Here is a 12769-nt window from a genome sequence, read left to right as displayed (position 1 = left end):
GCCGAGCTCATTCCACGTTGGCGGCTTGTTCACGAATCTTCTCCAGTTCCGCTTTCATTTCGACAACACGGTTTACCAGAGTCAGATGATTGGCTTTCGATCCAATCGTATTGACTTCCCTGTTCATTTCCTGAATTAGAAAATCCAGCTTTCGGCCGACAGGTCCTTCATGGTGAAGCAGCTTCCTGCTCTGCTCCAGATGGCTCCGAAGACGCGTGAGCTCCTCGTCAACATTGGAGCGTTCGGCAAACAAAGCCACTTCCATTCCAAATATATGTTCATCTACAGCCAGTGACCCGTCATCCAGCGCCTCGATACGCTGTCGCAGACGCTTCCGGTATTCCTCCGGAACCGTCGGTGCAAGCTCTGTCATCTCACGGTGCAGCGCCTCAATGCGTTCAAGCCTGTGCTCGATATCCGCGGCCAGAAACGCCCCTTCCCTGCTTCGCATCTGCAGCAGTCCGTCAAGCGCCTCGTTCAGCCCGCCCAGCAGCGCCTTCTCCCACGCTTCCTGGCCGTTGTCGTCCATCGGCAGGCTGCCTCTTGGACTGACCAGAATGTCGGGCAGCGACAAAATATCCTTCGCCGTCAGACTTCCCTCGATACCGTAGGCTTTCAGCTCCTCGGCGGCCTGCAGATAGGCCTTGACCCGGGCGTGGTTCAGCACCGCATCGGCGTTGTCGCCGCTGTGCTCCCTGTTAATAAATACATCCACCCGACCGCGCCCGATTCTGGACTGAACAGCCCTTCTGAAGCTGTCCTCGAAGCATGTCCATTCACGGGGCATCCGGAACACAACCTCACAGTATCTGTGATTGACAGACTTCACCTCAAACGACACGCTATAGCCCTGAAAATCGATAACGGACTGGCCATATCCGGTCATGCTCAATGACATCGGAAATCACATCCATTACACTATTGTAATTGAAAATTATTAATGAAACAAGTGGGGGGTCGGCCTTCCCGACTTCTCCCATACATGCTCCATCAACTGTACACTCATCTCATAGAACATGAACGGCGTCATCAAATAAATACCGTTAAAATGCTCCATTGCTACCTCCAGCAGCTCCTGGCCGATCTGAACCCCCATCGCCCGGCCTTCAGCGCCTTCAAGCCCGGCCATGCGCTCACGGACGGCGTCCGACAGCTGAATGCCCGGCACCTCGTTATGAAGATATTCGGCGTTGCGGCCGCTGGCCAGCGGCATGATGCCGATAAAGATCGGAATATCCAGATGCGCGGTCGCTTCCTTCAGCTTCACGATCAGCTCCGGATCATATACGGGCTGGGTCATAATGTAGTCCGCGCCAGAGGCAATCTTCTTCTCCAGCCGCTGAACCGCCTTGTCCAGATGCTTCACATTCGGATTAAATGCAGCGCCAACCACGAACTTCGCTTTCTGCTTGAGCGGCTTGCCGGAGAAGGCGATCCCTTCGTTCAGCTGCTTGATCATCCGAATGATCTCAAACGATGTCATATCATACACCGAGCTTGCCCCCGGCAGATCGCCGAACCGTGCCGGATCGCCGGTGACAGCCAGCACATGGTCGATGCCAAGCGCATCAAAGCCCATCATATGAGACTGGGTGCCGATCAGATTCCGGTCCCGGCAAGCAATGTGAATAAGCGGCCGCAGCCCTACCCGCTCCTGCACCAGATGGCCAAGCGCCATGTTGCTCATCCGGGTGACGGCCAGCGAGTTGTCCGCCAGCGTCAGCGCATCGGCCCCGGCCTTTTTGAGCGCTTCTGCCCCCTTCATGAACTTCGTGATGTCCAGGTCGCGCGGCGGATCAAGCTCCACGATGACCGTATGGCGCTCCTTGACCAGATCCACCAGGCTCGGGCTCTGATTCAGGTCATCGCCCCTTGAGGCATCGCTTGAACCCGGCTCCTGTACCACAATTCGCGATGGAATAGCTTCATCCCGCTTCGGCAGCGGCACAGGCGTATAGCCGGACAGCGCCTTGGCAATCTCCGAAATATGCGCCGGCGTCGTTCCGCAGCATCCGCCGATAATTCTGGCGCCCAGATCGGCAAAAGGAACAGCCGTGCTACCGAAATAGGAAGGGCTGGCACCATAGCGGTACTCCCCGTCCACGTAATCGGCGATCCCGGCATTCGGAAAGACCGAAGCCGGAAGATTCAGTTCCCCTTCCAGCGTCTCCAAAGCGCGCTTGATGCCGTTAGGCCCAGTGCGGCAGTTGAATCCGATAACATCTGCGCCCTCATCACTGAGTATACGGCAAGCTTCCGGCATCGTATACCCGTCCAGCGTGCGCGCCACATCCTCGACAGCAAATTGACAGATGACCGGCAGGCTGCTCAGCCGGCGCATCTCCTTCAAGGCCAGCTGAATTTCTTCCACATCATAGAAGGTTTCGAGCAGAATGCCGTCAACCCCTTCCGACAGCAGCACGTCCAGCTGCTGTTCGAAATACCGCTTCAGCTCCGATGAAGACAGATCCCGCCGCCGCCCGGCGCGAATCGAGCCTATTGCGCCGACGACGTAGACCTGCTCGCCCGCTGCCTCGCGCGCAATCATGGCACCGGCCCGGTTAATTTCAGCCACTTTGGATTCCAGACCGTATTTGGACAATTTATCGTAATTGGCGGAGAAGGTGTTCGTCTCAATCACCCGGGCCCCCGCTTCGATATATTGGCGATGAACATTTCTGATGACCTCCGGGGAGGTCAGATTCAACTCTTCATAAGAAATTCCGACGGGGAAGCCTTGCTGATACAAATAGGTACCCATCGCGCCGTCGCCGACCAGTACCTCTTTCTCCAATGCCTGTCGCAGATCCGGTTTCACTGCATTCCCCTCCAACTGATTGTTATTTTCAATAATGTATCATAAAACCTTCCCAAAGATAAAGGGACAAAAGCGAGTTCGGACGCGAAAAAACCGAAGCCTGCTCCCCTCCTGCTTGAGGCCTTTTCCACCCATGATCCGAAACCACCGATAACGAAAAAGAAGCCCTTCCCCGGAAGCTGCCCTGATGGATCGCTCCTGTCTGAATGAGAACAGCGCGAGGTGCGAGACCCCTGTCTCATGCTTGGGAGCCGATCCTCGTCAACGCCGAGGAAAGACTTCTATACAAATGTCGTGCAAGGCACGTTCTACTCAGCTACCGTACCTTTATATACGATTTCAGCCGGCCCTGTCATGTACACGTGATTGTCGCTTTCGTCCCACTCGATGAACAGATCCCCGCCCTTTAGCGAGATCGTGGCCGAGCGATCCGTCTTCCCGTTCAGAACGGAGGATACCAGCGTTGCGCAAGCGCCTGTACCGCAGGCCAGCGTCGGCCCTGCTCCGCGCTCCCATACCCGCATGTCCACCTGGTCCTTCGCGTTCACCGTCGCAAATTCCACGTTGATCTTCTTCGGGAACAACGGATGAACCTCCAGCTTCGGCCCCCACGCAGCCAGATCGAAGTTGACGGCATCGTCAACGTAGATCACACAGTGCGGGTTGCCCATCGACACCGCGGTAAAGCGGAATTCGCGTCCGTCCACCTCGACCGGATGGTCGACGACAGGATTCGCATCCACCGTAGTCGGCACGCTCAGCCCATCGAGAACCGGCTCGCCCATGTCCACGCGCACGCTGCTTACCTTGCCGCCGCTGACGGTCAGCTGCAGCTTCTGCACCCCTGCACCAATCGTCTCGATTGTAATCTCCTCGCGGGTGGTCAACCCGTGATCATAGACGTACTTCGCGACACAGCGGATGGCGTTGCCGCACTGCTCCGCCTCGGAGCCGTCCGAGTTCATAATTCGCATCATGAAATCCGCCTTCTCGGAAGGCAATATATAGACAAGCCCATCGGCACCGATGCCGAAGAATCGATTGCATAATTTCACAGCCAGGTCGGAGGCATTCTGCGGAAGCTCCTTCTCGCCGTAAACAACGACAAAGTCATTGCCCAAGCCATGCATTTTCGTAAATTCCATCCTACATCCATCTCCTCTGCGGTTGCTGCTTATGGACTTAGCATACCGCAGATTCGAGTGGACATCCAATTCATTTTATGCCGAAATATTTGCACTCTTCGTCATCATGCTCCGGCGGCGGTTGCGTCTGCCGCCCCAGATGCTGCCAGCGCCCATCAGGAAGGTAGGAATGCCTGCGGCCACAAGGGTAAGCGCCCATTCCTTCAGGCCGAGCGGCACCGTTTTGAAGATCGGCTGAAGCGCCTCGATATACATGACGCCGAGCATCAGCAGCACCGAGGAGGCGACGGCCAGCACCAGCGACTTGTTCTGCAGCGGGTTGCGATGGAAGATCGAACGCGAGCTGCGGCAGTCAAACACATGAATCAGCTGCGCCATGACAAGGGTGGCAAAGGCCACTGACTGTGCTTTGGCCAGCTGGGCCGGATCGTTCGGGGCAATGCGGAGCGTCAGCCAGAACGCGCCGAGCGTGCAGAGTCCGATCAGGAAGCCGCGGCTAATAATTTTCCAGCCGAGACGTCTGGCAAATATGTTCTCTTTGGCGCCGCGCGGCTTCTGCTCCATCAGATCCTTCTCCGGCTGATCCACGCCGAGCGCCATCGCCGGCAAACCGTCGGTCACCAGGTTCACCCACAGAATCTGAATCGGGGCGAGCGGCAGCGGAAGTCCCATCATCATCGCAAAGAACATCGTCAAAATTTCACCTACGTTCGAGGCAAGCAGATAGCGGATAAATTTGCGAATATTCTCATAAATGCTCCGCCCTTCCTCGATCGCCGCCACAATGGTGGAGAAGTTGTCATCGCTCAGGATGAGCGACGACGCTTCCTTGCTGACATCCGTGCCGGTGATGCCCATCGCTATCCCGATGTCGGCCGCCTTGATCGCCGGAGCATCATTGACGCCGTCGCCGGTCATAGCCACCACATGCCCTTTGCGCTGCAGCGATTTGACGATGCGCAGCTTGTGCTCCGGCGAGACCCGGGCGTACACATAGGTCTGATCAACTCTGGCGTCAAGCTCCTTGTCATCCAGGCGGGCCAGCTCCTGGCCGGTCATCGACAGTCCGTTGCGCGGCAAGATGCCCAGCTGCGCCGCAATCGCCTCGGCCGTCGTGCGATGGTCGCCGGTAATCATGACCGTCTTAATGCCTGCCCGGCGGCATTTGGAGATCGCGTCGCGCACTTCCTTGCGCGGCGGATCGATCATGCCGGTGAGCCCGATAAAGATCAGCTGGCATTCCGCTTCCGTCTCGCTCTCCGGTCTATCATGCGGACGCAGGTCCCGGTAAGCGAGTCCGAGCACCCGCAGCGCCTCGGAGGCCATCTTCTCATTGGCGCCGAGCACTTTTTGACGCAGCGTTGGCGTCAGCGGAACGACATTGCCGTCCCACAATATATACGTACATTTATCCAAGAGCACATCCGGGGCGCCCTTTGTGCACAGCAGGCGGCCTCCCTGATGGCTGACGATGACGGACATCAGCTTGCGCGTGGAATCAAACGGGAATTCCTTGTCCCGCTGGTACATGTTCGCCAGGCTTGTCTGGGTTAGTCCCATCTTCGAAGCCAGCGTCAGCAGCGCGCCCTCCGTCGGGTCCCCCTTCAGCTCCCAGACGGCTGCCGGCTCCGCTTCCTTCCCTTTGCGGCGGCTGCGGCTTTCCTCCTGCGCCGTTTCTATAATCTCGGCGTTGTTGCACAGCCCCCCGACCTGGAGCAGGCGGCGCAGCGCCTGATCGGAACGGAGCTCAATCGGTTTTCCTTTGAGCAGAATTTGTCCGGCAGGCTCATAGCCTTGCCCGGTCACCTCCATCGTACGCCCCCCCAGCCACACCCGGGTGACCGTCATTTTATTCTGGGTGAGCGTGCCCGTTTTATCCGAGCAGATTACGGAGGCGCAGCCAAGCGTCTCCACGGATGGCAGCTTGCGCACGATCGCCTTGCGCTTGATCATCCGCTGTACGCCGAGGGCCAGCGCGATCGTCACGATGGCGGGCAGCCCTTCAGGTATGGCCGCCACGGCAAGGCTGACGCCCGCAAGAAACATGCCCGGTACCGGCTGTCCATGCAGGATCCCCGCCACAACAACGAGAATCGTAAGGCCGAGGGAGACGCCGATCAGAATCTTTCCAAGCTGCTCCAACCGGTGCTGCAGCGGGGTTTCCTGGGACTCCGTATTTTGGATCAGGTCAGCGATTTTGCCCATCTCCGTCTCCATGCCGGTCCGGATGACGACACCTCGGGCCGTCCCCCTTGTCACCATCGTCCCCATGAAACCGATGTTCTTCTGATCCCCGAGCGGCACTTCCTCCTCAAGGATTGCGGCCGAATGCTTGTTCACCGGCATCGATTCCCCGGTCAGGGCTGATTCCTCGACGCTGCAGCTGTTCGTTTCGATCCAGCGCACATCGGCCGGAACACGGTCGCCGCTTTCGACTAGCACCACATCCCCCGGAACGAGCTCCCGGGCTGCAATGTGAATCACCTTGCCGTCCCGCACCACCCTCGTGGTCGGCGCCGACAGCTGCTTGAGCGCCCGCAGCGACCGTTCCGCTCTGAACTCCTGGATAAATCCGAGGATCCCGTTAATGAATATAATCGCCACGATGGTGACGGCATCCAGGTACTCGCCCAGCAGACCGGAGATCAAGGTCGCTCCCAAGAGGACCAACACCATAAAATCCTTGAATTGATTCAAAAAGAGGGCCACCGGAGAAATTTTCACGCCCTCGGACAGCTCGTTGTATCCGCTCGTTTTGCGTCTTTCCCCGGCCTCTTCTTCCGTGAGGCCCTGGTCCGGATCAAGCTGCAGCGCCTGCTGGAGCTCCTCCGTCTTCATCTGGTGCCATTGCTTTTGTTCCATGCTTCCCTTCCCTCCCGGTTGATTGCAAGTTCCGGCGGATGACAGCTTTTCCACCCTCTCATTCGTAAATGTATTCGGACAGGTCTTGAATTATCACACGATAGCCCTTAAGTTTTTGCTGGAATTATGGCATCATAGAGAAGTGCTCAAGCGAAGGGCAACGAGAAGATAGGAGAATGATTATGGCACTCGACGGAATTGTTACAAGAGCCATTGTGCATGAGCTTCAGATGTGCAGAGGCTCCCGCATTAATAAAATATATCAGCCAAACGACCGCGACATCGTGCTTCATCTGCGCACCCAGCAAGGAAATGCGAAGCTGCTGCTGTCGGCGAACCCGACCTATCCCCGGGTCCATCTGACGCAGGAAAGCTTCCTCAACCCGGCCGAAGCGCCGATGTTCTGCATGCTGATGCGCAAGCACTGTGAGAGCGGCATCATTGAGGACATCGAACAGGTTGGCATGGAACGGATTATCCACATCTCGATCCGGCAGCGCGACGAGCTTGGTGACGTGTCCCTGAAGAAGATCATCATTGAACTTATGGGCAGACACAGCAACATCATCCTTGTCGATCCGGCGGCGGGCACGATTCTGGATGGCATCCATCACGTCACCCCGGCCATCAGCAGCTATCGGGTCGTCATGCCCGGCTTCAGCTACACGGAGCCGCCCGAGCAGCACAAGCTGAATCCGCTCGAAGTGGATGGGGAGTCCTTCCGGGATGCTTGCCTGCTCGATTCGCAGCCGGCCGTCTCGTGGCTTGTCGGCGCGTTCAGCGGACTCAGTCCGCTGGTTGCATCGGAGATCGCCTACCGCGCGGGCGAAGGCAGCGGCCATTCGGCGGAGGAAAGCGAGAAGGATTGCGGCAGCTTGTGGAGCGCCTTTCACGATGTGATGCAGCAGGTGAAAGAGCATCGATACACGCCGGTATCCGGGGAGAATGCCAAAGGAAAATCGGTGTTTTCCGTCATTCCGCTAACGATGCTGGGCGGGGAAACGACGCAATTCGAATCGGTCAGCGCATGCATGGAAAATTTCTACGGCGAGAAGGCCCAGCGCGATGCGGTCAAGCAGAAGGTCAGCGATCTGCTTCGCTTCCTTCAGAACGAGCGGACGAAAAACATTAAGAAGCTGGACAAACTTCACGAGGATCTGGCTGAAGCCGACGATGCGGACCGGTACCGGATATTCGGCGAGCTGTTGTTCGCTTCCCTGCATGCCATAGCGAAAGGCGACCGTGAAGCGAGACTCGTGAATTTCTACGACGAGAATCAGGCCGAGGTGACGATCCCGCTTGATCCGCTGCTGTCGCCATCGGATAACGCCCAGCGCTATTTCAAGAAATACAACAAGTACAAAAACAGCCTGGCCGTCATCGAGGAACAGCTTGGCAAGACACGCGAGGAAATCCGTTATATCGACAATCTGCTGCAGCAGCTTGCCCATGCCTCCCTGAACGATATTGACGAAATCCGGGATGAGCTGATCCAGCAAGGGTATCTGCGAGACCGCAGCAAAAAGGTCAAAAAGAAGAAAAAGAACGACAAGCCGACCCTGCACGTCTTCACATCGTCCGAAGGCATCGAGATTTACGTTGGCAAAAACAACCTCCAGAACGAATATGTGACCAATCGTCTGGCCGCTTCAGCGGACACCTGGCTTCACACGAAGGACATTCCGGGCTCGCACGTGGTCATCCGCAGCGCGCAATATGGCGAGGCTACGCTGGAGGAAGCGGCGATGCTGGCTGCCTATTACAGCCAGGCGAAGGAGTCCAGCAGCGTGCCGGTCGATTACACGCTGATCAAGCATGTCCGCAAGCCAAGCGGTGCCAAGCCGGGGTTTGTCATCTACGACAATCAGAAAACGCTGTTTGTGACCCCGGACGAGGAGCGGATCAAGCAGCTGCCTAACGTAATCAGAAACAACCGGAACTAACGCCGGGTGTTCGCAGCCATAATCTGCCATGGACACTCGGGTAAATGCTGCGCTTGTCTTATATAGCGAGAGAATATGCTAGCGTGTTCCAGGCTTATAGTTCAAATCTTGCGTCCCCACAACAAACAGCCCGGCAAGGCTCTGACCTTGTCCGGGCTGTTTGTTTCGTTCCACGTCTGTGTATTCCACGTCTGTGTATTCCACGTCTGTGTATTCCATGTCTGTGCGTTTCACGCCTGTGCATTCCACGTCTGTGTATTCCATGTCTGTGCGTTTCACGCCTGTGCATTCCACGTCTGTTCGTTATGTTCCAATGGGACGTTGTATTTCAAAAGGCTTCGTCCCTGCCTTCGCGCCCAGGCAGCTCGCGGCTGCTCCGCCAGCAGATGCGCGGCTAGGATAGAGCTGCCTTCTCCTTCTAGCGGAAACAACGAAAACAGCCGCCAACCGCTACAGACCGGTCGTTCGGCATGCTTGTCGCAGCCGGTCCAGTACGTCTATCGAAATCCGGCGGCTGCCAATGTCACCGTGAAACACCTGCCCCTGCCGGACGCCGTGATAATCCGATCCGGCGGTAACGATCAGGCCGAACTCCTTGGCCAGCGCCAGGTAGCGTGCTTCTTCCTCCGGCCCGTGATCGGAATGGTACACTTCAATGCCGGCCGGCTTGGCCTGCTCAATGATGCTGCGCACAAGCTCATCGTCTTCATATAACCCCGGATGGGCAAGCACAGGGGCGCCGCCAGCCTCGCGAATCCAGGCGCAGGCTTCCTGCGGCGATATGCGTGGCTGGGATGCATAGGCAGCGGCTCCCTTGGCCAGATAGCGGTCGAATGCATCGCGCATCGTCTCCGCATATCCTTTGCGCACCAGCGCGTCGGCGATATGCGGACGGCCGATGCTTTCGTCCGGTTTGAGCGGTCGGCCAAGACCGCCGATCACCTCTTCCATCGTTATATCGATCCCGAGCTGCTGCAGGTTGGCGATGATCTGGTCGTTGCGCCGCTCCCGGGTCTGACGAAGTTCGGACAGCCGCGCAAGCAGCGTCTCATCCCGGTGATCGACATAATAGCCGAGAACATGAATGTCCTGGCCTCCAGCCATCGTGCTGATCTCTACGCCCGGAACGACGGTCAGGCCGTCACGTTCTCCGGCAAGGAGCGCTTCCTCGATCCCGGCCACCGTATCATGATCCGTAATCGCTAGCGCGGCAAGGCCGCGTTCCCGCGCCAGCCGCACATTCTCTTCCGGCGTGTTCATCCCGTCCGATGCACGGGTGTGGGTATGCAGATCACATTCCCTTTGTTTTATCTCATCCTGTATATTCATCGCTCAGCAACCTCTCTTATAGATTGTTCTGATTCTCTTATTAAGTCCACTGCCGCTTGCGAAGATAAGACAAAAACGTCATCGCCGACATCGGCAGCAGCGCCGATTTCAGCTGAATGGCATAAAACTTCCGCTTGAAGGATGCATCTGCGATATCAATCATTTTGACCAGACCGAGCGCCGTCTCATGCTTGACCGTCGAGGTGGACAGCATCGTAATCCCCAGCCCTTCCTCGACCGCCGATTTGACCGCGCCGGTGCTTCCAAGCTCCATAACGGTGCGGACGCTGCCGGGATCGATGCCTCGCTCATGCAGAACATCCTCCATCACCTGGCGGGTTCCGGAACCTTTCTCCCGCAGCACAAAAGGATACGCCAGCACATCCTCCAGCATGACCTCACCATCCTGTTGCGCAAGCGGATGATCGGCAGGAACGATAAGCTTCAGCTCGTCCTCCATCACCGCATCAAGCATCATATCAGGATGATCCACCGGCGCTTCGATCAGGCCGAAGTTCAGCTGATGGCTGGCGATCTCATCCAAAATCTGCGTGGTGTTCATCACTTTCAGCATGATCGAAATATCCGGATACTCCCGGCCGAACGGACCGAGCAGACGCGGAAGCACATATTCTCCGATCGTCAGGCTGGCACCGAGCTGAAGCCTTCCCTGCAAGCTGCTGGAAAAAGCGGCCATCGCCGCATCCGTCTCCCGGGACAGCTCCAAGCTTCTGCGCGCAAAAGGCAGCAGCGTCCTCCCCGCTTCGGACAGCTCCATATGCTTGGTGGAGCGATGCAGCAGCTTGGTGCCGAAGTATTCCTCCAGCGCCTGAACCTGCATCGTCACCGCAGGCTGGCTCATATGAAGCGCCTGGGCCGCCGCCGAAAAACTTCCCGCTGTCGCCACCGTGTAAAAAATATGTAGCTGATGAAAATTCATAACTGCAATCCCCTCTCGCTGCCTCTATACCGTTTATTCTACCATACAAGCGCATTCAAAAAAGACATCCGCGCTTTCGCTCGCATGTCGATTCCTATATGTTACGCTTAAATTCCGCTTAGGTGATGACCCTGATGCGGCTCCTTATTTCCGTTTGCGGCTGTTCTTAATCAACGTCATCCGCCGGGAATGACGCAGCCAGGAATAATAGGATTTCAGATCACGAAGCTCAATCGTTTCCGACATCCGTCCCAAAAAGGTAATAATAATCATCCGGTGCAGCGGATTTCCGATCAGATCCCGCTCTTCCTCCAGTTCGGCGAATTCGGCCACAACGACCAGGTCGTCATCGATCAGATAGACGTCCTGTTCATTCCGGTAGTAAGGCACAATCCGGTCCTGCTTCAGGCACTCCCACATCCAGGAGCCAATCTCCTCATGCGATGTGGTAACGCCCTTCACCCGGTCTGTATATCGATTCTTCGCGTGGTTCGTTATGACGATGTCGGCTACCTTTTTATCATTGAGTGTTATATAAAACGGCTCGTAGGTGCTCCACCGCTCCGTCCCTTTGTCGCGCATGGAATATCACTCTCCACCAAATGGGTCTTTATATCTAAGTATATATACCCAACATATTACATCATTCCACTTATATTCACAAGATTGAAACATGACATGATGTGAACAATTGAGTAAAATTTAGAATCTTCTGCATTTTTATCCAGTGTCTCTATCATTTTATCGCGCTAGAATGCAAATTATGCCAGTCACCGGTGAATACACGATAAAAAAATGACGCATAAAAAAACAAGCGGCCTTTCGGCCGCTCGTGCGAGCTTGGCATCATTCCTGATGGGACGCGGCGAACCGTAGACAACCGTTCAGGTTACGGTCCGAAATATTTGGTCTTGTCAGGAACTTTGCTGCTGTATTCCGTCTTGATCTCATTCCGGTAGGAGCGTTCAATTTTGCGAACATAGGAAAGCCTCCGGATATTCTTCATAATCTCTTCAGCACGGTCTGCATTGACGTACATGACGACATAATGCATTCTGCGCGAAATATAATGTACGCTGCCGTATTTCTCCAGATTTCTCGCAGCCTTAACGTCGCTTACCCATATGATGTAACCGGTGCGTTCCGCCAGCATCCTCTTCCCCTCGCTTCACTTTCGTCTCGGTCATCCGGCCAGATGCACTAGCCGCACTGACACCCGCCGCCGCTTCCGCAGCCCTTCTTCGGCAGTGGATCATTGCCTGGAACCTTGATGCTGTCTGATACGGAGTAGGCAATTTTCTCCGACATGGTATGCAGGAGATCGTCCAGATTCTTCTCGGCCAGCTTGAAGCGCTTGACAGCCTCGAAGGCCTCCAGCTCAGCTTCGACCGCGCTTACTTCTTCCTTCGCCGAATGGTAGTTCGGATGGAAATGGCCAAAGCGCTGTGTCTCTTCGAACAGCTCTTTCTTCTGCTCAAGCTTTCTGACCAGAGCCTGAATCTCCGGATCGTTCTGTACCGCCTGCTTCCAATATAGATAATCCGCCACTTCGACGGAAGCATTGATCATATCGCCCAATTCATAGGCATAGGTGAGCACCTCGGCCATATCGACCGTATTGATTTCCGATACGCTCATGAACTCATCCCGCTTCTTTATTAGATTGGTCCGCCCGGTGGGTGGACTCTTTTATCATAGCATAACGCACGTCTATTAAGAAGGGGGAAATCCA

At 56.1% G+C, this 12769-nt stretch carries 11 protein-coding genes; 1 reads left to right on the top strand and 10 read right to left on the bottom strand.

What is annotated here, in order from left to right:
• Positions 1-7: 7 nt before the first annotated feature.
• The 4 genes from CHH75_RS04475 to CHH75_RS04460 form a co-directional block, all read right to left on the bottom strand.
• Positions 8-898 carry a YicC/YloC family endoribonuclease gene (locus CHH75_RS04475; RefSeq protein WP_095263301.1) on the bottom strand — a complete coding sequence of 297 codons (891 nt, stop codon included), beginning with the start codon at positions 896-898 and terminating at the stop codon, positions 8-10.
• A gap of 39 nt (positions 899-937) precedes the next feature.
• On the bottom strand, positions 938-2818 hold the full coding sequence (locus CHH75_RS04470) for a bifunctional homocysteine S-methyltransferase/methylenetetrahydrofolate reductase (protein WP_095263300.1): 1881 nt from the start codon (positions 2816-2818) through the stop codon (positions 938-940).
• Between the two features lie 308 nt (positions 2819-3126).
• On the bottom strand, positions 3127-3963 hold the full coding sequence (gene dapF / locus CHH75_RS04465; RefSeq protein ID WP_095263299.1) for a diaminopimelate epimerase: 837 nt from the start codon (positions 3961-3963) through the stop codon (positions 3127-3129).
• A gap of 75 nt (positions 3964-4038) precedes the next feature.
• On the bottom strand, positions 4039-6825 hold the full coding sequence (locus CHH75_RS04460) for a calcium-translocating P-type ATPase, SERCA-type (protein WP_095397523.1): 2787 nt from the start codon (positions 6823-6825) through the stop codon (positions 4039-4041).
• Between the two features lie 182 nt (positions 6826-7007).
• On the opposite strand from CHH75_RS04460, the gene CHH75_RS04455 reads away from it, so the two are divergent.
• Positions 7008-8768, top strand: coding sequence for an Rqc2 family fibronectin-binding protein (locus CHH75_RS04455; protein ID WP_095397522.1), 1761 nt, complete (start codon positions 7008-7010; stop codon positions 8766-8768).
• Between the two features lie 78 nt (positions 8769-8846).
• Here the strand turns inward: CHH75_RS04455 and CHH75_RS04450 are convergent, their stop codons facing one another.
• The 6 genes from CHH75_RS04450 to CHH75_RS04425 all read right to left on the bottom strand — a co-directional run bounded on the left by CHH75_RS04450 (position 8847) and on the right by CHH75_RS04425 (position 12675).
• Complete coding sequence (locus CHH75_RS04450) at positions 8847-9032, bottom strand: hypothetical protein (protein ID WP_176475457.1); 186 nt, start codon at positions 9030-9032, stop codon at positions 8847-8849.
• A gap of 186 nt (positions 9033-9218) precedes the next feature.
• Positions 9219-10091 carry a PHP domain-containing protein gene (locus CHH75_RS04445; RefSeq protein WP_095397556.1) on the bottom strand — a complete coding sequence of 291 codons (873 nt, stop codon included), beginning with the start codon at positions 10089-10091 and terminating at the stop codon, positions 9219-9221.
• A 46-nt stretch (positions 10092-10137) separates the two neighbouring features.
• The gene (locus CHH75_RS04440) at positions 10138-11037 is read right to left on the bottom strand and encodes a LysR family transcriptional regulator (protein ID WP_095397520.1); all 900 of its coding nucleotides are present in this window, start codon (positions 11035-11037) and stop codon (positions 10138-10140) included.
• Between the two features lie 144 nt (positions 11038-11181).
• On the bottom strand, positions 11182-11619 hold the full coding sequence (locus tag CHH75_RS04435; protein ID WP_095263295.1) for a hypothetical protein: 438 nt from the start codon (positions 11617-11619) through the stop codon (positions 11182-11184).
• A gap of 307 nt (positions 11620-11926) precedes the next feature.
• Positions 11927-12190: a YlbG family protein gene (locus CHH75_RS04430; RefSeq protein ID WP_095263294.1), complete on the bottom strand. Its 264-nt coding sequence runs from the start codon at positions 12188-12190 to the stop codon at positions 11927-11929.
• 47 nt (positions 12191-12237) lie between these two features.
• On the bottom strand, positions 12238-12675 hold the full coding sequence (locus tag CHH75_RS04425; protein WP_095397519.1) for a YlbF/YmcA family competence regulator: 438 nt from the start codon (positions 12673-12675) through the stop codon (positions 12238-12240).
• Positions 12676-12769: the final 94 nt, after the last annotated feature.

Origin of the sequence: Paenibacillus sp. 7541 (assembly GCF_002276395.1) — a bacterium.
Classification (GTDB): domain Bacteria; phylum Bacillota; class Bacilli; order Paenibacillales; family Paenibacillaceae; genus Paenibacillus_AQ; species Paenibacillus_AQ campinasensis.
This window is presented reverse-complemented; position numbering and strand designations above follow the sequence as displayed.